The following is a 22,695-nucleotide window of genomic DNA, read 5'->3' on the forward strand; positions in this document are numbered from 1 at the left end:
GTTTCATCCAGATCGAGATAGACATAGTTAGCAGCCGGTTTGGCCAGGTTAACCGCCGTATCCAGCAATGTTTTTCCCGCTGCACTTTTAATGGCAATATACTGCGGGGTACTTTTCTTCTCCACTATTTTAACAATACCGGCTCCATTAACCAGGCTGTCCCCTATGCTGATGCCGTCCAGCCATATAGTATACAGCATATCGGTTTTGGCAGAACTGATATTTACCCGGAAGACAGTTACGTCGGGCGCCTTTATCAACTCGCCCTTACTGCAGGCTGTTATACCTGCCATAATACCCAACAGTAGTAATGCGATGAGCTTGTGTGAAGTTGTGTGTAACATTTTCTTTGTTTTCTGGTTTAGCCAAGGAATTACGGCGTTAATGACTATACGGTAAAAATCTTATCTCCCGTTCGGAAGAAACAGGTAACCGGAAGGTTAGCCCGGTTACCTGTTTCCATTTCATTACCCTGAATAAAAGTTGGCAATAAGCAGGCTATTACTTACCTGGCAAACTGTGCCCAGCCGGCAGCCGTGCCGGTAGGACTAAATGCGCCTCTGTAGGCAACCACCGTGAAACCGCTTGTATAGGGCGGCACGGTGAAGTCAGCCCCCTCTCTTGCCGGTGAAAGCTGGGGGAAGGCGCCGGTGTTCACCGGACGGGCGTCGAAAGTAAAGCTGGTAGTGGCACCCGAAACAGGATCGATAGTCCACGTACCAAAAGGTCTCCTCAAACGGGTGGAATCATTGGAAGTGCCACCGGTAGTGTATTGACCGTTGTTAACGTTCAGTGTCTTGTTAGAAAGATTGATAAAGGCATGTACCAGGTTATGCTGGAATGCAGTTTCAGGAACTTCCGGATCGAAGTATATACCCGGATCTGCTGTCGTTCCGTATCCCAATATGATACTGTTGCGTATATCCAGCCGTGTATTCCTTCTCCAGCGGTTACCATTTTTAGTGCCCGGCACCACAGCAGTGGAGCCTCCAATGATAGTCAGATTGGAGATAACCGGATTGGTCAGCGGCGTCGCAGCGGACGCGTTACCATCATTATCTGATTCTATGCCATTTGCATCACCGTTGAATGTATTGGCGTCTGTTTTCAGGAGAGACACTGCAAATTGTATTTTGCCACTATACCCAAAATCGAAATCAAAACAGTCGTCATTGGGAGAATGAGCAATCAGATACTGGGCGTTCACCGTTCCGCCAAAGAATTCAAATGCATCGTCAGCACCGGCATACACAAAAATGTGGTGAATGGAAGTTCCACTGCCAACTCCTCCCAGCGTAAGGCCGTTCAGTTCATTATTAGGTGTTACGGAAGCTCCTGCATAAAGGATCTTGATATATTGCAGATACCCTGATTTGTCAGTCGGTTTGTTCCCGCCATATCCAACATTGACACCGATAGGCAGCGATGGCAGGTCAATACCTTCAATAGCCGGATTTACCTTGTTTACGGTGCTTTTACCCAATACAACCACACCACCCCAGTCTCCTGAATGCTTGGTAGTCTCAGCCGAGGTAAATGTGATCGGCTGCGTGGCCGTTCCCCTTGCATCGATGTATCCACCACGTGTTACCACGAGCGCTGAAGCCAGCGCCGGACTTGATTTCTTCACGCCCAGAATTTTAACACCCTTGTTGATGATGAGGCCGCCCAGGCTATCCACATATGTTTTACCGTCCAGGTAGAACGTTCCGCCTTCCGGTAATATAACCGTATCACGCTCTGCTATTACATTCGGTAATGTGCTACCGTCCTGCAGAATATGGATGCTTGCCACGACGGGCCGGTCGATGGTTTCCTGTACATTTTTTTTGCATGCCCCTAAAGCCAGTACAGCAACTAAAGCGGCATAGATGGTTTTTGTTTTCATGGTTAAATTTTTTCGGGTGTAAACTGAAATGATCTATGATGGGTAATGAAATGGCTAGAAATTATAAGTTGCATTCAGCGTTATATTGGTACCGCGGTAGCTTCTGTACCGCGTATAATCCAGTCCGGGGTTATAGCGCGTTCCTCTGGGATCGTTATTTACATTATCCCGCGCATCTGTTCCATCGCCAATGAAACTGACATTATTGAGCAGTTTTACATTGTCATAAATAATAAAGGGTTGCTGTAACAAATCACTGACGTTTAGCCGGATGTCGAGCTTATTCTCGAGCAGTCTCGTACTCACCTGGAGATCCAGTACATCCCTGGCATTCTCATACTGATCCATATAAGGCAGCAGCCCGCCGGCTACAATCCTGGGCCCGTAACGGTTATAGCTAACCTGCACCCCTACCGGCTTTCCGGTATAACCAATACCGGCATTGTATACATAAGGCGACAACCCCTGTAGCGGACGCTTGCGGGAATCCGGCGGCAGCTCCTTCCACTGGCCTCCACTTACGCCATTGGCGGCGTCCAGCATTTCCTGTGTGTTGTAGCGCACATTGGCTTTCATCCACGAAGCATTGCCACTCAACACAAAGTTGCTCAACCATACAGATGATGGATCCAGGAAGCCCAACGTTTTTCTGACATCAACCTCCACACCGGTATTGACAGAGTTACGCAGGTTGAAATAATAGTACACCTGCGCTCCGCCGGGAACGCCGCCAACAACCAGTTCTACCGGTGAATCAAATTTTTTGTAAAACACAGATGCCGAAAGCACCTCGCCGGATGCCGGATAAAATTCAAAGCGCAGGTCAAAATTATAGATACGTGCATCTTTTAGCCCATAGGCGCCTTTATATTCCGTTCTCTCCTTAAACTCATAATAGATAAAAGGGCTTCGCTCCCGGAAATCAGGTCTGGAAAGAGTTTCAGAGTAAGCCAGCCGGATATTCACCTTTGGTGTAACACTGTATATAAGATTAGCGGAAGGAAGAAAATCCGTTTTCTTATACAGGATCAGGGAATCTACTGCTTTACCTGTCTGTGGCGTGAAACTGACAGTATTAACAGTGGTCCTGTTATGCTCCATCCTCACACCGCCGGTAAGCCTCACTTTCTTCAGCAGGTTCAGGTCCAGCATCAGGTAAGCTGCATTCAGTTGCTGCAAGCCATTGTAGGCATCACCCACATTACCACCGGCAACGTTGTTCGTCCCTGTGGGGAAATAATAAATCCCACCCGGCCTGAGATATTTACCGCTGAGTAATTCATAATCGGGCAACAAGGAAGCGAGTTTAACAAATTCCTGGTTGCTGCCGGCGGAAGGGTCCAGCACTGCCAGCAGGCCATTGCTGATGAAATCTGCGGCCCTGTAGGCGCCTGCATAGCCTATCTTCAGCTTTTGCCGCCCGTTTTTCGGAAGAAAAGGGATCGTAACATCTGCGCCCCAATTGTAGCGGGTTTCTTCGAGCCTTGAATTGAAGAGCGACAAACCCCGTCCGAGAAACCCCGTTTTGTCTGCAATGATATACCTGCTAAATCCATTAGGATCGCCCGGATCATGAAATCCCAGTGAATTCCTGGAGTCAGGCTGATCACGTATAACGCTGATCCAGTCGGCATGCCATCCTGCTATTATTCCGCTTTTGCCAATAGCATGTGTTCCTTCCAATCGCCGCTGCCAGATGCTATTGATAAGAGTGGCATTGGTGTAAGTATGCCCGAACTCCGGACCAAAGCCCCTGATATTGCCGCTGTAGTCGTATGTATCATTTGAAAACAACCGGGTATAGAGGTTATTGAATGTAATCCGGTGCCCCTTCTGCAGATATGCTACATTGAGTATGCCGCCCCATGCGCTGTTGAAGCTGTATGCTGCACCGGAGAAGTCATACTGATCACCGAGATACGTTCTTCTTTCCTCGTCAGCGATATGCTCTTCATGACGGTAAGTAAGGCCAAGTGTTATTCCCAGCTTTGCGCCATTCCTGAAGGTGATACGCCTGCCTGCATTAGCCTGGAAGTTCTGCACGGGGAAGTAGGCGTAACTCCGTAATCCCCAGTTGTTGGGAATGTGTTGGTTCATTGCTGCCGCACTTTTGTAATCACTGTTACGCAAATAGTCGGCATACGTAAACCGGTCCCACAACTTCCGCCACCAACCGCGCTTGCCGTCGTCAAAACCCAGGTAATCATAATCGCCTCGTTTTGTGCTGTACATCCTCCTGCCTGCACTGTTGGTGTTGTAGCCGCTTCCAAGCATAATACTGCCGTAGTTGGCATCCGGAATATCTTTCGTGGTTACCTGCACGAGGCCACCGGCGAATTCTGCAGGCATATCGGGCCTGGCAGTTTTGTTGACGATAATGTTGTCTATTAATCCGCTGGGGATAATGTCAAATGAGAAGTTACGGCGGTTCGGCTCCGTACTGGGCAGTGTGGAGCCATTCAGCATGACGTTGTTGTAGCGGTCACTCAAACCACGCACCGTTACAAATTTATCGTCCTGTATCGTAAGACCGCTCACTCTTTTCAACACCTGTGCTGCATTATTGTCCGGCGTCACTTTAATCTGCTCTGCACTGATACCATCACTTATTGCGGCATTGTTCTTTTGTTTCAGATACAAAGCCGCCACAGATTCTCTGTGGGCATTAGCCACCACCTCCACTCCTTTCAGTGTGCCGCGCTGCGCGGAAAGCGCAATATTGAGTATAAACGGCGAGCCCGTTTGTACGTGTATATCTGTATACTTCCTGGAAGTATACCCCACGGAACTGACCAGCAACTGATATACGCCGACAGGCAGCTCAATGCTGTACTCCCCTTTTACGTCCGTGACAGCGCCAGTATCATCCACCTTTATTGTTGCACCAATCACGGGATCTCCGGTAACAGCGTCTAATACCTGTCCGTGTACATTCCCCGGCTGATGCACGTTTCCCAGTTGTACTGATATGTTTTTATCTGCCAGGGAGAAGTTAAGTCCGGCGTACCGGTTCAGATACCGGAGCACATTACCTAACGGAACACTCCTGAAATTGATGGAATAAAAATAGTAGGCTTTCAATGAACTGTTGTCAAAAGTAAAAGTGTAAGAGGTTTGCTTTTGCAGTGATTGCAGCAAGGCAACTGCATTTACTTTTTCTCCTGCATAGGTTACTTTCTCTGTTAAGGTGGAATACACGGATTGTGCGCTCCCCTGGCCGGCATACAGCAATAACACCGCCAACAGTATGTAGCTGCGGCGCGCTAAGTTACCTACACGTATGCGCATAAAAAGTCTGTCCATAATTCTCAGTAATTATAGTTTCAAATATTAACTGGCAATCTTCTTCAATGACTTCCTGCAGGCTATTCCGGTGTGATCAGCAATTTGTTCCCCTGCAGGATATAATGATACCCGTGAACAAACAACAGGTTTCGGATAATTTGTCTGTCTGTTTCATGACGGAAAACAGCAGTAACTTTCTTATCAGCAAGTACGGACCTATCCACCCGCCAGGACACATGCCAGCCGTAGCGTGCAGCTACGCGGGCCACTGCCTGTTCGAGCGGAATATCGTTCAATATCAGATAACCTTTACCCCAAAGACTGTTGTCTTTTACAGCAACCGGCTTCAGCGTCATTGCTGCTGTTTCCCTGTTGCTGGTTAGTTGTTGCCCCGGCCTCAGTACCTGGGTATATTTTTCTCCGATGTCACTCACTGCTACCTTTCCGCTGGTCAGCGCCACGCGAACGGCAGGCTCCTCCGGATATGCCTCAATATTGAATGCAGTTCCCAACACATAAGTCATGAGCCTGTCCGTAATTACAATAAAAGGTGACCGCTCATTGCCGGCTACCTCAAAATAGGCTTCCCCCTCCAGCTGCACGATCCTGGCTGTTTTCCCATATGGAACATTGTATGACAACGTACTGAATGGAGCTAACCATATAATAGTATTATCCGGCATAATCACCTTGTGTGTATGCAACGATTCATTCCTTGTAACTTCCCATGACATGGCACTTTCAACATCTTTCTCCTGACTGCTGCGGGACCATTGCGTGTGCAGCACAATCATCAGTAAAATAGCCGCAACCGCTGTAGCCACCATCAGCATGCGGCGAACAGGTGTTACCTTCGGTTTATGACCAATGTTTCTTCTCAAAGCATACAGCAACCGGGAAGCGTCCCTTTTTCTCAACATAACAGTAACAGGCTCTTCCCACGCATCAGCCATCAACTGCTGCAAAACATCCAGCTCCTGCCCCTCATCAGCCAGCCATTCGTCTACGGCCGCTGTTTCCGCCTCCGTGCAGTTTCCGTCGAAATAACGTCTCAATAATTCGTATTCCATATCATTAGCACGAACAACAGAAAACGATCCTCTGCCGGATATTTACAATTAATATTCTCTTAACATGGGAACTAGAAATCACAGAAATAATTTCGAAGGATGTGCAAGCCGTACAGGTGAATTTATTGTTAATTATCAGAATACGCCGGCAGGAAAAATCATTATTATGAATCTTTGCAGATAGCCTCCTGTACTAAAATCTGTAGAAAATTTATGCTCTTCAACCAAAGTATGTATGACCGGTTTGAACTGATCTTCTTTACCACAAAAGACAGGCTGTTTTCGTTTATTTTCAAATTCACCCGTAACCAGCACCAAGCTGAGGATATTATGCAATGCACTTATCTGAAACTATGGGAGAACATTAACAGCACCAGCGACGATACTGAAGCGCTCCCGCTTTTATGCACCTATGCCAAAAACCTGATGATCGACACTTTTCGTAAAGAAGCACAGCAGAGGAAATACATCGCCTATCTTCAGGAAAATACAACATTACCCGATTCACCAATAGTGGAACAGCTCAGCACCAAAGAATATAAGTCGATGCTCATGCGCGCCGTGGAAAGGTTGCCGCCGCAAAGCAGGCTGGTTTACAAACTAAAAAGGGAAGATGGGCTTAGTCTTTCACAGATAGCTACACAGCTGGAAATAAGCACCAGCACAGTGGAAGGACACATGAATAAAGCATTGAAACTATTGAAAAAAGAATTGAAGGGAAACATCTCCCTGTCACTCTATATTGTATTGCTGGAACGTCTGCTATGATTTTAATCCGTTTTTAATCATCTTATTGCGCCCCAAGCCTGCATTTGTCCGTACTTTAGTATAAAAAAATGCCTGCTATCCTCAAACCGGGAGAGTATTACGGAAACCGGAAAAAGTCGGCCTGTATTGACGGTATTTCATTGTTTCATCAACAGTACTCCCCGTTATCATCCTCACCCGTACATTCCCATCAGCATACGCATTTCTGTTATACCATAGAAGGCGCATTCCACGATGTCACTCGCAACAGCAATCTGCTTGTAACAGCCGGACAACTACTCATCTACCCTCACAACCGGGAACACAAAACGCAGATGCAGCGCTATACCCGCTCCTGCCTGTTCATTGAATTCGATGAACAATGGATGGAACGGCTCGATGCCATGCATATCCATTTTGATCGTTTCAATTGTATCAGCAATTCAGGCATAGCGCATTTGTTTATGCGTATGTTTGGAGAATTATGTAATCCGGCGCCGGCTTCAGACCTGTTGCTGGAAGGACTGGTACTGGAAAGTATTGCCATCATCAGCCGGGAAAACAATACAGGAGAAAAGATGCTCCCCGGCCAGGTAAAGAAGATCTGCAACCTGCTGCAGGAAAATTATGCAGAGAAATGGACACTCAATGAAATTGCCGCCCGTTCAGGGTTTCATCCGGTATATCTCAACCGGCTTTTCAAACAACATACCGGCAAAACCATTCATCACTACCTGGAAGATATACGCACGGAGAAAGCCTGCGAGCGGCTGAAACATACAGATGACCCCGTGGCTGAAATCGCCTATGACTGCGGATTTACAGACACCAGTCATCTGCATAAAACATTGTTGAAGAAAAAAGGTCACAGGCCGCTTGCATATCGTAATATGATGCAGCAATAACTGCCTGTACCCGGCGTTTAAAAGATCCCGCTGCCTCCTTTAACCAGTGATGTAGCCTGGTCCACGGTGATACCAAAGTGATCTGCTATCAACTGCGGCGGATTGGCATTCAGCCAGGTATTTAAGGCGACCTCTTCATAAACAGGGCTGTTGAACAGCACCACCAGCTTCAGGGTTTCCTTGCCCGTGTTTTCAATGAAATGTCCGTACCCCTGTTTGATGAAAGCTACCTTACCCTGGTTATAGCTCATCGCCTTCACACGCCCATGCGAACCAAATATGGTGACGCGCCCCTCCCCGCTCATCACATACTGCCATTCATCTGCATTCGGGTGCCAGTGCATAGCCCGCATAGCCCCCGGCTCTATGTTCATACGCAAAGCCGTCAGTGTTGTCTGTATAGGGAATTCTTTTGATGATACCAGCTTCGTATAACCGCCGGCGTAGTTTTGCAGGATACCGTCTGCTTCCATACGGAATTTATGCGCGGAAGTCCCCTCAGGAATATCAGGATTGATGTAAGGTTCCCTGGGCAGTGTAACTATTTTTCCGGTACCGATATATAGCTCACGGGCGGGTTGATTGGCCAGTACGTTGGAATGCATGTTATGGGAAAGAATACCGGGATTGGTATGCGAAATCCAATCTGTAAGACTGAAAGTACCGAACTCAGAAAAATGCCCGCTATCGAAACCCAGGATAAACTTGCAGGTCTTGTCTCCCAGACACTCCAGGCAATGGCCGTGGCCCTTGGGGAAATACCAGATATCGCCCACTTCAAATACATCGGTAGACGAAGATCCGTCCGGCGATATAACCGTGGTACGCACACGGCCTTCCAGCACGTACGCCCATTCCGCCGCAATGGAGTGCCAGTGCAGCTCACGGAAAGCGCCTGGTTTCAGCGTCATCAGCACGCCTGCAATACTTTGTGATACAGGAAATTCTTCAACGGTTGCTTCTTTGGCAGTACCGCCGGCGCCACTCCATCCTTCGGAGCCGTTTTCTATATCGTATATAAAATCTTCCAGCGGCTCCCGATGCTTATCACGGGCGCTGGTGGATGCCTTAGCTGTTCCCGGGGCGAGCAAACTCAGACCTGTAGCTGCTGAAAGCAGTCCCATTGCGGAAAGGGGCGTTGCTGCGATAAATCTGCGTCTTGTAAGTTCCATATAATAATCTTTAAACGTTAATTATACAGAACAAAGGTAGACGCATTGAAAATGAGGCTCATAGCCAAATACAACTTCTGTTGTAAAATCTGAACCTTATTTTTTACAGCAACTACAGGTCAGGAGTCTATGGTATTTAACTATTAGGAGTAGGAAATACGTCAGGCACCCATTCAAAGCCGGTTTCCTTTTTTCTTACGTGTCCGATGCCAGGCCAGGGAAAATGGTATACCAATACCCTTTTACGCTCCTGTGCCAGCTGTTCCAGTACGCTTCTGCGCGTAGCAGCCGCCTGACCTAAGTTAGTATCTCCGAAAAATCCCCACTCAGGATGCGGCAATAGCAACACATCCGAATGTACGAGGTCCGCTACATATACTACTTCTTCTTTGCCGGAAAATACGGTTGCAATAGTATGCCCTGGTGTATGACCTTCTGCCAGCTGCAGCCGTATGCAATCCAGCAGGGTGTCGCCGGGATTATACAAACGAATGCGGTCCTTTATCTGAACTAATAATTCCTTGATCTTGCCGGTTATCCTGGCCACCACTTTTTCATCGCCTAAGCCGCTTTTTGAAAAGTCAGGATGGGCCGACAACCAAAACGCCTGCTCTGGCTTCGCCAGATGTACAGTGGCATTGGGAAACAGTAGTTTTCCATTTTTATCCACGAGGCCGCCGATATGATCTGCATGCGCATGCGAGATAACGAAATCTGTCACTTGCGAAGGCTGAATGCCCGCATCTTTCAGTGTTTCAGGTAACCAGCCCGCCTGCTCTCCGGCGGTTGCACCAGCCCCTGCATCCAGCAGGATGACCTTGTCCTTCTTCCTGATCACGAGCACATTAATGCCGAGATCAATACCGTCCGTTGGCCGGAAACTATCTCTCAGCAACTGTTTCACCTGCTCCGGATCTGCATGGGGTGCAAACATGGGCTGCACGGGAGACAAAAGGATGTGACCATCTGTTACAATAGTCAGTTCCAGTTCATTCAGCTGAAACCGGCGGAAGCCCTGTTTGTTTCTGCTGATGTTTTTCTTCTCCTGCGCTTTGATGGAAGATGCAGGTATCATACCCGCAAACCCAAGCAGTGTAGCGCCTTTGATAAGTTCTCTTCTGTTCATTTTTCCATTCTTTCAGCAAATGTATCCAAATACGTCATACACAACAAGTAGTTACAATTTTGTAAGGTAGTTCCCAAAACCATACTATTGCTGATTTTCAGACGAAAAGGAGTTCCAGGTTGACGGATCTTGGTATGCAGGAATTAGAATTTTATTCTCCCAACAGATTTTATCGCCCTTTCTATCTTCCAACAACTACTGCATCAATACCTGAATACCAAAATTCCGAAATCCCGAAATTCCGAAATCCCTATCTGTTCACACTACCTGCTTCCGCAGGTTCATCAGGGCATATCTTACCCTTCCGAGTGCCGTATTGATGCTGATGCCAATGATATTCGCGATTTCTTTATAACTAAGATCGGCGTAGTACCTCAGTATCAGTGCTTCGCGTTGCAACGCCGGCAGCTGGTCCAACAGTTCATTTATTTCGTGATGGGTTTCGCTGGTGATGAGATGATGCTCAGCGCTGTGTTCCATATAATGCATGCTGTCTCCCAGCTCATCGTTGTAGGAAGTCACCACCTTTGACCAGGTACCGGCCTTTCTGAAATGACTGATGCAACAATTGTGTGCGATGCGTACCGCCCAGGCGCCAAAGCGGCTGTTGTCCGCATAACGTCCTCCCTGCAGGGCATCCACGATCTTGATGAATACTTCCTGGAATATATCTTCCGCTAGCTCGCGGTCTCTTACAAGCAGTAAGATGGTAGTAAATATCCGTTGCTTGTGGCGGTGCACAAGGGTAGTAAAAGCAGGGTTGTCTCCCGAAATATATAACCGGATCAGGTCCTGGTCTGTAAGGTCACAATACTTGTTCATACACTTGGTCGAAATTGGTTTACATAAAAAATAGCTTTTAGATGGCCCCCCTGGAAAAGGGGGCCCTTTACATCTTTACTATGTACTTAATCGCTAATCTTCCAGGTGGAGGAATTCTTTCACCTGTTTATAATTTTTCCAGTCGATGCCACTACGCGCGCTGGTGTTTCCAGGTACGATTACGTATCTGTACTGGAAGCGTTTGCCAGCTGTCGTGTTAACAGTGCCTATCGGCACATTGGCAACCAGGGTAATGCTTTTCAGGCTGGCTACAAAGCGGATCAGGAATCCATTCTCATCAACATAAGGCAGCGGCGCTACGTTAGGCGTAGTAGGCGTACCCAGGTTGAGGTATACATTCACCGCTGCATTGGCTGCTATCGCTGAATCCAGCTTCGGCACACTGATATTGGCAGCGTAAAGAATGGTGTCAATCGTTCCATCCGGACGGTGCACAGTATCTGCAACTGCATACCTTACATCAAGCCAGGCAGAAGAGATCACATTAGAACTGCCCGGATCTCCTTTCGGACCGGTTGTTCCTGCCGGACCGCCGGGACCCTGCGGGCCAGCCGGCCCCTGAGGACCTGCAGCACCGTCTTTGGAACAGGCGGCAAAAAGAAATACAACAGAAAGCACCAACGCATAGGGAATGCAACGCATAACTTGTTTCATAATGACAATTTTAATTTTGGTTTGTGATAATTATAAGAATGATTGTTACCATACATTTCGCGGGCAGGTATCGCCGTATTTATTGCCGAGCAAAAAGCCGATCATGATCTCATGCGACCCCTTACTCACCGTATTCAGCGACGATGCCGTGTAGTCGTACGAATAGCCGATATTGAAAGTGGAATTGATATTCACCCCAAACATACCAGCCACACCGTCATGCAGGCGATAGGAAGCACCTACCCAAAAGCGGTCCCGGTACATGAAGCGCGCATTCACATCTACGCTCATCGGCATCGCTGTGATAAACTTCACCATTACTGAAGGCAGCACATTGAGGTCATCATTTAACCATAACCTGTAGCCCGTGGTAAAGAACAGATGTGGCACCAGTTTACCTCGATAAACAGAGTCTCCTTGTACCTTCCCGTTGTCGAATCCGATCTGCTGCGGAATGATATTCTGTGCAGAGATACCAGCGAAGTAATCGGCAGAGTACAACCAAAGTCCTGCGCCAACTTCAGGCCGCCATTTGTTGAGCGTACCGGCGCCCGCCACTACCGGATCATTAGGATCGAGGAAGGAAATCTTTGATCCATCCAGTGTTACCTGCTGCATGCCCAGCGATATACCACCGCTAAGGCTTGTCCGCGGCGAAAGATTGATATGATGGGCATACGCCACAGAAGCAGAGAACCTGTTCAGCGGACCAGCCTTATCATTGAGGATGGTGAGCCCGATACCGGCATGTGGAGGCGGCGTGGTGTAATCTCTCCAATATGCTTTGCCTCTTGGATTTTCGCCCTCAGTCTCAAAACCTGTAGGCGACGGATTACTGTAGTCCGATTTATGTAGACGCCCATGCACCGTAAGATAGCTGGTTACCGGAGCACCCTGCAGGCCCGCCCACTGGTGCCGGTGACTCAGACGCAGATCCCAGTAATTCTCGATACCCGCCACAGCAGGATTGATGATAAAGGGATTCATGATATACTGCGTATAATGTGGCTGCTGCTGTGCAAACAGTTGTATCACCATCATCAGCAGGCAGCCTGTTAACACCAACTTTTTCATTACTCAATTTTTATAGGTTAAAACACCTGCGCACTATTTCTTCAGGATAGTAAAGGTTGTTCTCCTGTTCTGCTGGCGGCCTTCAGGATTATCACTACCGTCCGGCAGCGTATTGGGAGCAACAGGCTGCGTAGCGCCATAGCCCTTATAAGTAAGCCTGTCTGCGCTGATACCTTTGCTCACGAGATACTCCACACAACTCTTGGCGCGCGCTTCAGAGAGCCGCTGGTTATGCTTTGCTGTACCTTTGCCGTCCGTGTGTGCGCTCAGTTCTATCTGCATCTCAGGGTTCGCTGTCAGCAGCTGTACAAGTTTGTCCAGTGAAGTATGCGACTCTGGTTTCAGCGTGGCCTCGTCAAAATCATAGTACACATTATTCAGCGCCGTCGGTGATGGCGGTGTCACAATCTTCGTCAGGCATAACACCGGTGCGGTGATACCATCTATATCTTCATCCGCAGGTACCGCAATCTGCTGGGCATTTGTCGTATACCCGTCAGCGTTAGCTACTGCTTTCAGTGGCAGGTATTCTTCCACTGTGAAGGCGTAACTGCCATCCGTGCCCGTGTTTCGTGTAGCCACTACTGTATTGGTAACCGTGTCTATCACGTTCACGGCAGCGCCACTCAGCGGAGTATTGTCTTCGCAGGAAACCACAATACCGCTCAGTTGCCGCGGTGCGCGCACTTTGTGCAGGAAGAACAGCTCCAGGCAGCATTCCGCCGCGCGGTCAGTGCCCAGCAACACATCATCGAGCAGGTTCCGCTTATTGCTGCGGCTGGCGAAATAGATGTCATCCTTTACAGAGTTGACAGGATAACCCAGGTTCACCGGCTCTTTCCATGCACCGATGTTGCCTTTGCTGGCGAAGAAATCGTAACCGCCCATGCCTGTTCTGCCATCCGTGGAAAATACCAGCGTGCTGGTGGCTGCATGGTAGTAAGGCGCCTGCTCATTATCCGCTGTATTGATCACCTCACCGAGATTGGCGCTGTTCACCGGTTTTCCGTCGGGTCCCAGTGCGGCCACCCACAAGTCGAATCCGCCGCGGCCGCCTGGCTTATCGCTGGCATACAACAACCCTTTGCCGTCAGGCAGCACGAAAGGCTGTTGTGAGTTACTGCCGGGTGTATTGATCACCGCGTCCAGCAACACCGGCTCACTCCATTTGTCACCGCTCTTGTGTGAGCACCAGATCGCGGAGATCTTTTTTCCATGATCCAGGTGCCAGCGCGTCAGGAAGAGCAGCTGCCCGTCCGGAGAAATGCTGGCAGCACCCTGGTGTAATGATTCAGGTTGGGCCAGCCCCAGCTGTTTGATGTTGCTGGTTTGTCCATCAGCATAATCCGCAGTATACAGCCGGTTGATGTAAACATGATTTTTGCTGAAGGAACTGTCTGGCCGTGTAGACGTAAAAATCAGCTGTCCGGCGGAAGTCCATACCGGCGCGTAACTGGCGCCGGTGGTATTAAGTGCGGCCGGCGCTTTCTTCACCTGATACAGGTGTTGGTCTTTCCGCTCCAGCTGCGTGATGATAAAATCGAGGTTACGCACTTCCCTCGTAGCTGCATTCCGGTAATTATCATTGGTAGCATACTCTCCCAGGAAGTTGCGGAACGCCTTACGGGCATCTTCATATTTCCCGAGTGCACGCAGCGACGTGGCATAATGATAGGATGCCAGCGGATAACCTGCTTTACTGAACTCCAGCACCGTCTCATAATAAGGCGCAGCCTTTTTATAGTTATGCAGGTTACGGTAGCTCTCAGCCAGCTTATAGGTGGCATCCTGTTCGCTGCTTACGGGCGCCAGCTTCTTTTTGGAAGCAGTAACCGCTGCATAGGGCTTATATGTTTCCGGCTTCAGCGTCTTATTGCGGGCGCCGAGATATTTTTCATAGTACTGCGCAGCAGAGTTGTAATCTTCTTTCCGGTAATACTGGTCTGCCGCCTTCAGGTAATCATAGGAGAACTGTGCATCGGCGATCCATGCAGACAGCAGCGCGGCGGTGGTGAAAAGTAATTTCTTCATGTGATGACTGTTACATTTAAAAAGTTGATTACAATCTGGGGCATACAAATTCCACCTCAGGGGTTTTCACTTTCTTGCGGCCAATGAATGTGAGCGATATTTCAAAGCTGTTAGAGCCTTTCGCCATCTTCGACAGGTCAGAGTTATTGATATCGTAGCTGATGCCCAGCATCATCGTCTTATAAATAAAACCGGCATGAGTGGTCAATGCATCTTTCACCCTGTAGTTAACACCCAGCAGGAAATCCGTTCCGGGAGCGGCCGTCAGCTGACCATAGGCGCCGAACATCTTTTCCTGCGCCGGCCCCTGTATCATGTACAGGAAGTTGGGCGTGATACTCAGTATATCCGACAACGTCAGCTTTACACCACCGTGGATATTAAAACGCATAGGAAAACGCGCACTTCCGTTGGGACTGAACTGATCGGTGGGCTTGGTCAGGTGCATCGCGGAGAAACCACCGTAGATGTTGTAAGACTTACCAGGCGTAGCGTCATAGTAGAGAGCGCCCGCACCGGCGTCAAATGACGCGGCAGAATTGCGGGTCAGTCCGTCTGTAACGGGATTACCTGGATTGTAGCCGGTTACCGGGTTCCATTGCTCGCCAAAGGTGAACTTGGAAGGATCGAAGCGGCGCTGTATAAAGCCCAGCTGCAATCCAAACACCAGCTGGTGATAATGCAGCGGGTCCAGCTTCACGCCCGTATAAGCGGCGCTTACATATCCCGTGGTATAGTTATATCCGCCGTCGTTGGCTGACTGATTCAGCACGCTGGCGCCGAGGTTGATGTTCTTGTTGGTAGGTATTTCCGCTGCTACACCATAGGTTTTGAACGGGCTTATGTTTCCCCATTGGGTACGGTATATGGCCGCAATGCGGTAATCACCGTCGAATGCGCCCGTTAACGCAGGGTTTAACCATGACGGATATACATAGTACTGCGAGAAGTGTGGATCAGCCTGCGCCATGAGCCGTGAACCGGCCAGGGAGGCTACTGCGATCAAGAATAAGGTTACAATAATAGTTCTCATTTACCCTGATATTTTATGTGAATGATGCATTTACTACCTGATGATGGCTACATACCCGGTAAGTGGCTCAAATCCATTCTGTAGTTTGATAACATAATAGTAGGTGCCCATCGGCAGCACATTGCCCTTGAAAGTGCCATCCCACGGCTTGTCGTAGCCATTCTGACGGAATACGCGTTGTCCGTAGCGGTTGAACACTTCCACCGTACAGCCGGGATAATCGCTCAGGTTTTTGATCACCCAGGTATCGTTGATATTATCGCCGTTGGGTGAGAAAGCGTTAGGCGGCAGCACTGGCTTCAGCACTTTCACGATCAGCTTATCGCTGGCGGTACAGTTATGCTTGCCGGTAGCGGTAAGTGTATACTGCTGGTCGTGCATAGCCACCAGTGAAGGCGACAACACCGTAGGATTAGCGAAGTCTGATGCCGGTTCCCAGCGGAACGAAAGATTCACGGAATCATTGGCTACAGGCTGGAATGTAATCTTTGTACCCTGTGGCACCACGAAAGACGGACCAGCATCGATTACCGGCTGCAGATATACCATCACTTTACCCGTGTAAGGCGTTGAGGTACATCCTGCCCTGTTCTTCACAATAAGCTGCACACCATATTCACCTGGGGATGTGTATTTCTTCACCGGATTCTGATCGGAGGAAGTGGTGCCGTCACCGAAGATCCAGGACCAGCTATTGATAGCGTTCGTTCTGTCAGTGCTCTTATCGGTAAACACATTGTCAGTACCCTGGCACAGCGTATCAGGCTGCACAGAGAAATTAGCTACCGGCTGATCGAAGAAGGCTTCCATTTTCTGGGTCGAGAAGTCCGTACAACCGTGTACGGTAGTTACCGTCAGCTTCACATCATAGGGGCCATAGCCGGTATACTTGTATACGGGGTCTTTGTCGGTGGAGCCCGTGCTGCCATCTCCGAAGTTCCACTGGTAGGTGAGCGCCACGCCGTCTTTTACGGAAGAGAGGTTTTCAAATTTCGCGGTACCGTCTGGCATACATACACTTGCAGGCAGCTTAAAAACAGCTGTAGGCAAAGGATGTACGGCTACAATCGCTGTAGCCGTATCACTGCTACAATTGTGGTCGCTGATGGCAAGCAGCTTCACTTTGTAAATAGTATCCTTTGCATATGTAATAGAAAACGGGGTGCCGTTGGTATTGGTAGCCTGATTACCATTGCCGAAATCCCATTTCCATGTGGTAACCGTACCACCTGTGATCGTAGAGTTATCAGTAATGGTAGCATTCTGTCCCAGGCATATATCCGGGGTAGATGAGAATGCAGCTAATGGTTTAGGATATACAACAATGTCGGATGAGATAGAATCCACACAACCATTCGCCGTGTTAAATACATACCAGATCTTGTGTGTGCCGGGGCCTGCCAGCGAAGGTGTGAAATTACCAGTGGAGTCAGTAGCCGGGCCACGGTAATATCCCTTCCCTGCCAGACTGTTCTTCACAGACGCCCTGTCTATCTTTATACTACCAGGCACATTCACACATATACCGGTGAGAACGTCGTAAGCCAGATCGGGCTTCAGTTTGAAGGTAGCGGCAATAGTCGTGTCTTTCGTACATCCCTTATCGGTGGTTACGGTGTACTTGATGTTATACGAACCAAATTTGGGATATGCGTGCGACGGATCTTTCAATGCCGATGTATTGGGATTCGCCGTCGTTGCGCCAGGATCACCGAAGTCCCAGCTGTGGGTAGCAAAAGTCTGCGTACCTGTTACAGTTGCTGTGCTGGTAAACTGTACGATGCCTGTCACCGGTATACAGTCCGACGGGAAGGTAAAGGCTGCACGCGGATTGGCCAGTACGCTTACTGTCTTGATCACCGTATCACTCACACACAGGTCACTCACTTTTACCACATGCTTTATCGTATAGTCTTTATAGTTAGGGTATATCATCTGCGGCGTTGTACTGGTAGAAGTATTCAGCACAGAGTCATTACCAAAATTCCAGTACCATCCCTTAAACGGCGCCGTGCCTGTATAGGTAGAGTTATCCGTAAAAGTGATCGTGCCTCCTGCACACAGCGCATCTTTGTCGGTAGTGAAACCAGCCACTGGTTTAGGTGCTACGGTAATACTGAAAGTAGTATCCCCTACACACCCGTCTTTGGAAATCGCAGTCAGTTTAATGGTCGCATTTCCGGGAGGAAATACAGGCTTAACCTGGAATCCGCTGTCCTGCTTAGGTCCGGGGAATTCCCAGTACCAACGGTTGATATTATTCTCCTTATTGGCCGTATCTCCTTTAAGATAAACCGTATCCAGTGTACAACCCGTATACTGGTAGCTCGACAATGCGCCGGGCTTGCCTTTCACCACGATGGTATAACCCACCTTCTCCGTATGCGTACAGTTTTCAATACTGGGATGCGTTGCCATCACCTGTATATCAAAGCTGCCGGTATTATTGAATTTATAAGTGCCCGGTAACGTGTATTTATAATAGGTCACGCCATTTACCAGCGTAGTACCGGTACTTACAGGTGCGTTCACTGTAACATCTGCATTTGGCGTAAGATTGGCGCCAAGCTGACTAAGCAGCCACACCATCTTTGTAGGTTGGTAAGCCATCAGAATCGACAGCTCTACCGGTGTATTCGTACAGGTGAAATCATTTACTCCTTTTGAAGTGTCATAAGTATTGTGGATCGCGCCCACCGCATTCAGGTTATTGATCAGCGTTCCGGCATTATAACCGTAGCTTTCCACGCTTCCCAGACCATAGGTTACCGCCGTAAAGGCTGAGTCACTGGTAACAATACATTGGGTAGGTGTAGCACTCCATCTCTTAACTACAACGGTATAACCCGGCAAACGGGGATGCACATACGAAAAATCCCAGGTACCCAGGCCATCTATTTTCAGGGAGTTGGTACCATTGGTGGGAATGATCAAGGTGAGATAGTTCGTGGTGATGAACTCCCTGTTGTTGCGATAGAAACCAACCCTTTTGATCGCCTGCTCTATCGGGCTGAGATAAACCATCTCAGGGTCACCATCGCCACCAGCGTTTCCGCAGGCGCCTGTTGATGGCATAAACTGGGCCACCAGCACAGGTTTGTCGGATTCGATATAATCCGCGGTATTACTCACGTATTCATAATAGGAGTTGCCAATAAGGCCGGTCATCACTACCCCATTACGTTTCACCACAGTAGCTGGATCTTTTACCACTACCTTATAGATAGCATATTGTAACGTGGATGGCGAGTTAGCATCCGAGTTGGGAGCAGTCAGGTAGCGCTTGCCCCATGCCTGGAAGGGGAAGATCTGCTGTATGTTGTTATCACCGCTACTGCTTGACCCGTTACAGGTAATGGAGGTACGGCTGCTGCCGGAGAATACTGCCACAGGATAGCATTGTCCCGCCGAATTGGCGATGGACTTCACCGTTGTACCTGTAAGCTCGCGGCCTTTACCGCCCCCCAGAGAAGCGCCTACCAGCTGGTAAATATCTCCCCTGTTGAGTGTTGCGGTAAAAGGCACACCGGCTGCGCGTCCGTTACGGGTTACTACAGACGGTGTAATCTCTATTACCGTATTGTTCTGGTTGGCCACTACAAACATCCAGGAAAAGCAGTTATCGGCATAATTCTGCTGGCTGTTCACAGAGATATAGGAATATCCCCATGTCTCTTCCGGCATCAGCATGGTAGCGCCGGAGGAAGCGGATCCGAAAATATGGGCATAGGCTACGATAGGCACATTACTCTGTATGTGAATGGCCTTGTTGTTAAAGATCCCCTCCCCTCCGGTGCCGCCATAAGACGGAGGCAGCGAGTACAAACGCGCATCAAAGGTGCCGTTCTTTGGTATCAGGTCTGAAGCAATCACGGAGTTGGCCGGAACATTATAGGTCCTGGTCCATGCCGTGCCGTTAATGGTTACAGTTACTGTTGCCGCCTGTTCGGCACTGAGGTAGAGGATCATCTCCTGGTCATTGGCCTGGCCCATTTCCATGAACATGTGATGTCCGTAGCCCACCCAGAAATCCTTCCCTTTATTGGAAAGATTCTGGGCGTATAACATACCGGCTACGAACTGCAACACTAATAAGGATATGACAAACCGGCCTTTTCTGATAAACAGGTTCAGGACATGGTATATAGTTTCGGTTGACATCGTTTTTCAATTTTGCAGATTGAAATGATTATTGTTTGATGATCATCTTTGAGGTCTTCGTTCCATCGTCAAAAACCACCTGCAGTATGTAGGGCCCATGTTGCAGGCCCGCCAGCGCAAGCAGATGATGCTTTCCCGACCCCTCCGAATGCTTCATCAGCCTGCCGTCTGTAGAGTAGAGCACAAGCTCGCGGATCATACGCGCCGACTCCACTTTCAGCGAAGCGTTGAACGGATTGGGATACACGGCCACCGAACGGTTTCTGTTCAGGAGACTGTCTATTCCCTGCCGGTAGCGGTGCTCCGCTGCATGGGCCGAAGCCACATGCAGCATTACACCGGTGATTATTATTAAAATAGGTTTCATAATTTGGGTCATTTCGGTTTAGCGTATCAGGTTGATGGTGCCTTTCTTCTCTACCTGCGAACCATCCTTCAATGTGATGTGACACACATAGATGTACACACCTGAAGGCAGCGCTTTTCCTTTGTAGTTACCATCCCATCCGATCTGCTGGTTATTTGTTTCAAACACTTTCTCACCCCACTGGTCGAAGATGGCGATATGCATCTCTTTGATGATGTAACCATACACCAGGAGCACATCGTTCTTACCGTCGTTGTTCGGAGTGAATGTATTCGGGATATAGATGCCGTCTGGCAGGGTCTTGCCTTCAGCTGGTAAGGACTGCTTATCCTCACAACCTTTCGCTCTTACAATAAGCTTCACAGACTGTGATGGTCTCAACCCGGCCACTACATGTATCAGTCCGTTGCTGCCACTGGACGGAATTGTCCAGGTAGTACCACCGTCGATCGACACCTCATAACCGGTAGCATTGGCAACAGGTGCCCATTTGAAACGGATCATGTTCACACCCACACTATCCACGGTCAGCACCGGTGTAGTCAGTACCGGCAGTACATTTACGACTGCCTTGGCTCTTACATCTCCCGGGCATCCATGTGTCAGGGCTTCCACGTAGTAGGTTCCGCTGGCGGCTACCTTAGAAAGCGTATAGTCATTACCGGTATAGAGCAGGTTACCGCCTGTTGCGGCATCGTACCAGTTATACAGTACTCCTGCCTGCGGATCTTTCACGTTCAGCACTACATCCGTGCCGGCGCATACCGTAAAGGAATCCTTCACGAGGGCCACTGTCGCAGGCGCATATACTTCCACATCCTTGCCGGTATCCCCGATACAACCTTCTGCTGCCACGATATTGAGTTTCACGTGATAAGTGCCGGGCGCTTTAAACTGTTTCACGGTGTCTTTGGCTGAAGAGCCGGTGTTATCCGCAAAATCCCATCTCCACGTATTGATAGCCACACCATTGCTGGTAGTTGCCTGTCCTTTGAATGTAGCCACATCGTTGAGGCAGCCGCTGTAGTTCACGCTGAAGTCAACCACCGGTGCAGGTATTACCTTGACAGGCAGGATGCTTTCGAAACTGTTGCTGCAGCTCTCGATATCCGGATGGGTGATCAGGATGGGCACATAATAGGTGCCGGGTGCACTGAACTTATAGTCTGCGGCCACCACAAAGCGGTAGTACTTCCTGCCGTTGGCCACGATAGAGTCAACAGGCACAGGGTTGTTCTGTAACACATCTGTTCTTGGAGCCAGATTACCAATCTCACTGAACTTCCAGGTGATAGATGTTGGTTTCACCGGAATCAGCATGGAGAAGCGGAACGGTGTTTTCGCACAGGTATAAGTGTTCCCGCCGCCACTGGTATTGAACACGTTGCTGAATGCCGGCAATATGTTCAGGTTTTTCACCAGCGTACCGGCATTGTAACCATAGCTTTCCACACTTCCCTGACCATAGGTAATAGCAGTGAATGCAGAATCGCTGGTAACGGTACACTGTGCTGCGGCAGAAGGCCAGCGTTTTATTACTACCGTATATCCATTGGCATTAGTATGCGCATAAGTATGGTCAAAAACATTGCTGCCGTCGATGAGCAGGGAGGTCAAACCGCCTGTAGGAATGATCAGCGTGAGATAATTCACATTGATAGCTTCCACTTTATTGCGGTACAACCCTACCTTCTTGATACCCTGTTCTACCGGACTGAGATAGATCATTTCAGGGTCGCCATCGCCGCCTGTATTAGGACATTCACCGCTGGACGACATATACTGCGCCACCATTACCGGTTCATCTGCTTCGATTATATCGGCAGTATTGCTTTCAAACTGATAGAAACGATTGTTGATAAGACCTGTGAGCAGTGTGCCGTTCTGTGTCACCTTAGTAGCCGGATTCTTCACCAGCACACGGTAGATGTTCGTCATAAACGTGCTCGCAGAACCTGAATTGGAAGTTGGCGCGGTAAGATACTTGCGGCCCCATGCCTGAGACGGGAAGTTCTGTTGTATCAGGTTATCGCCGGAGCTGCCTGTGGCGCCACCGCAACCAATACCGGTACGGCTGCTGCCGGAGAATACCGCCATAGGATAACATTTGCCGTCTTCTCCTTGTATTGATTTAATATGACTACCGGAAAGATCATACCCTTCACTGCCATCCATCATCGCTCCCAGTACCTGGTACACATCGCCTTTGTTCAGCGTCACCGTGAACGGCTTGTTGGCAGGTTTACCAGCCAGTGTAGGCACTGATGGGGTAATCTCTACTTTGGTACCATCGTAATCAGCAACTACATAGAACCAGGAATAAGAGTCGGAGCTGCTGT

The 22,695-nt window shown here is 49.0% G+C and carries 16 protein-coding genes; 2 read left to right on the top strand and 14 right to left on the bottom strand.

Translation table 11 applies throughout. The features are described 5' to 3' along the window. From VM802_RS01505 to VM802_RS01520, 4 genes are all read right to left on the bottom strand, one after another. A partial coding sequence (locus VM802_RS01505) for a hypothetical protein (protein ID WP_325527221.1) occupies positions 1–344 on the bottom strand: 344 nt, incomplete at its 3' end. 161 nt (positions 345–505) lie between these two features. After that, positions 506–1,888, bottom strand: coding sequence for a beta-helix domain-containing protein (locus VM802_RS01510; protein ID WP_325527223.1), 1,383 nt, complete (start codon positions 1,886–1,888; stop codon positions 506–508). A gap of 54 nt (positions 1,889–1,942) precedes the next feature. Next, positions 1,943–5,191, bottom strand: coding sequence for a TonB-dependent receptor (locus VM802_RS01515; protein ID WP_325527225.1), 3,249 nt, complete (start codon positions 5,189–5,191; stop codon positions 1,943–1,945). 62 nt (positions 5,192–5,253) lie between these two features. After that, entirely contained in the window at positions 5,254–6,243 is a 990-nt protein-coding gene (locus VM802_RS01520; protein WP_325527227.1) for a FecR family protein, read from the bottom strand. Positions 6,244–6,456: 213 nt separating this feature from the next. Here VM802_RS01520 and VM802_RS01525 point away from each other — a divergent pair, with 213 nt between their 5' ends. Further along, positions 6,457–7,011, top strand: coding sequence for an RNA polymerase sigma factor (locus tag VM802_RS01525; protein WP_325527229.1), 555 nt, complete (start codon positions 6,457–6,459; stop codon positions 7,009–7,011). Positions 7,012–7,079: 68 nt separating this feature from the next. Then, positions 7,080–7,895, top strand: a complete 816-nt coding sequence (locus VM802_RS01530) for an AraC family transcriptional regulator (protein ID WP_325527231.1) — start codon at positions 7,080–7,082, stop codon at positions 7,893–7,895. A gap of 17 nt (positions 7,896–7,912) precedes the next feature. Here the strand turns inward: VM802_RS01530 and VM802_RS01535 are convergent, their stop codons facing one another. From VM802_RS01535 to VM802_RS01580, 10 genes are all read right to left on the bottom strand, one after another. Further along, complete coding sequence (locus VM802_RS01535) at positions 7,913–9,067, bottom strand: cupin domain-containing protein (protein ID WP_325527233.1); 1,155 nt, start codon at positions 9,065–9,067, stop codon at positions 7,913–7,915. Between the two features lie 136 nt (positions 9,068–9,203). Beyond that, positions 9,204–10,193: an MBL fold metallo-hydrolase gene (locus VM802_RS01540; protein WP_325527236.1), complete on the bottom strand. Its 990-nt coding sequence runs from the start codon at positions 10,191–10,193 to the stop codon at positions 9,204–9,206. A gap of 258 nt (positions 10,194–10,451) precedes the next feature. After that, positions 10,452–11,015 carry an RNA polymerase sigma factor gene (locus VM802_RS01545; RefSeq protein WP_325527238.1) on the bottom strand — a complete coding sequence of 188 codons (564 nt, stop codon included), beginning with the start codon at positions 11,013–11,015 and terminating at the stop codon, positions 10,452–10,454. A gap of 93 nt (positions 11,016–11,108) precedes the next feature. Then, positions 11,109–11,690: a hypothetical protein gene (locus VM802_RS01550; protein ID WP_325527240.1), complete on the bottom strand. Its 582-nt coding sequence runs from the start codon at positions 11,688–11,690 to the stop codon at positions 11,109–11,111. 45 nt (positions 11,691–11,735) lie between these two features. Next, entirely contained in the window at positions 11,736–12,764 is a 1,029-nt protein-coding gene (locus VM802_RS01555) for a PorP/SprF family type IX secretion system membrane protein (protein ID WP_325527242.1), read from the bottom strand. A 33-nt stretch (positions 12,765–12,797) separates the two neighbouring features. Further along, a complete protein-coding gene (locus VM802_RS01560; protein ID WP_325527244.1) occupies positions 12,798–14,795 on the bottom strand; it encodes an OmpA family protein in 1,998 nt (665 codons plus the stop codon). Between the two features lie 28 nt (positions 14,796–14,823). Next, the gene (locus tag VM802_RS01565; RefSeq protein ID WP_325527246.1) at positions 14,824–15,828 is read right to left on the bottom strand and encodes a PorP/SprF family type IX secretion system membrane protein; all 1,005 of its coding nucleotides are present in this window, start codon (positions 15,826–15,828) and stop codon (positions 14,824–14,826) included. Positions 15,829–15,861: 33 nt separating this feature from the next. Beyond that, the gene (locus VM802_RS01570; RefSeq protein ID WP_325527248.1) at positions 15,862–19,989 is read right to left on the bottom strand and encodes a PKD domain-containing protein; all 4,128 of its coding nucleotides are present in this window, start codon (positions 19,987–19,989) and stop codon (positions 15,862–15,864) included. Between the two features lie 28 nt (positions 19,990–20,017). Next, positions 20,018–20,356: a T9SS type A sorting domain-containing protein gene (locus tag VM802_RS01575; protein ID WP_325527249.1), complete on the bottom strand. Its 339-nt coding sequence runs from the start codon at positions 20,354–20,356 to the stop codon at positions 20,018–20,020. An 18-nt stretch (positions 20,357–20,374) separates the two neighbouring features. Further along, positions 20,375–22,695 (bottom strand): Ig-like domain-containing protein (locus tag VM802_RS01580; RefSeq protein WP_325527251.1); only part of this gene is annotated, 2,321 nt, incomplete at its 5' end.

This window comes from Chitinophaga sp., assembly GCF_035538455.1.
GTDB lineage: Bacteria > Bacteroidota > Bacteroidia > Chitinophagales > Chitinophagaceae > Chitinophaga.

Coding starts and splice junctions, on each gene's coding strand:
- VM802_RS01525 (WP_325527229.1), top strand. CDS start 6,457: ATGCTCTTCAACCAAAGTATGTATGACCGGTTTGAACTGATCTTCTTT.
- VM802_RS01550 (WP_325527240.1), bottom strand. CDS start 11,690: ATGAAACAAGTTATGCGTTGCATTCCCTATGCGTTGGTGCTTTCTGTT.
- VM802_RS01570 (WP_325527248.1), bottom strand. CDS start 19,989: ATGTCAACCGAAACTATATACCATGTCCTGAACCTGTTTATCAGAAAA.
- VM802_RS01530 (WP_325527231.1), top strand. CDS start 7,080: ATGCCTGCTATCCTCAAACCGGGAGAGTATTACGGAAACCGGAAAAAG.
- VM802_RS01555 (WP_325527242.1), bottom strand. CDS start 12,764: ATGAAAAAGTTGGTGTTAACAGGCTGCCTGCTGATGATGGTGATACAA.
- VM802_RS01535 (WP_325527233.1), bottom strand. CDS start 9,067: ATGGAACTTACAAGACGCAGATTTATCGCAGCAACGCCCCTTTCCGCA.
- VM802_RS01575 (WP_325527249.1), bottom strand. CDS start 20,356: ATGAAACCTATTTTAATAATAATCACCGGTGTAATGCTGCATGTGGCT.
- VM802_RS01565 (WP_325527246.1), bottom strand. CDS start 15,828: ATGAGAACTATTATTGTAACCTTATTCTTGATCGCAGTAGCCTCCCTG.
- VM802_RS01560 (WP_325527244.1), bottom strand. CDS start 14,795: ATGAAGAAATTACTTTTCACCACCGCCGCGCTGCTGTCTGCATGGATC.
- VM802_RS01520 (WP_325527227.1), bottom strand. CDS start 6,243: ATGGAATACGAATTATTGAGACGTTATTTCGACGGAAACTGCACGGAG.
- VM802_RS01540 (WP_325527236.1), bottom strand. CDS start 10,193: ATGAACAGAAGAGAACTTATCAAAGGCGCTACACTGCTTGGGTTTGCG.
- VM802_RS01510 (WP_325527223.1), bottom strand. CDS start 1,888: ATGAAAACAAAAACCATCTATGCCGCTTTAGTTGCTGTACTGGCTTTA.
- VM802_RS01515 (WP_325527225.1), bottom strand. CDS start 5,191: ATGGACAGACTTTTTATGCGCATACGTGTAGGTAACTTAGCGCGCCGC.
- VM802_RS01545 (WP_325527238.1), bottom strand. CDS start 11,015: ATGAACAAGTATTGTGACCTTACAGACCAGGACCTGATCCGGTTATAT.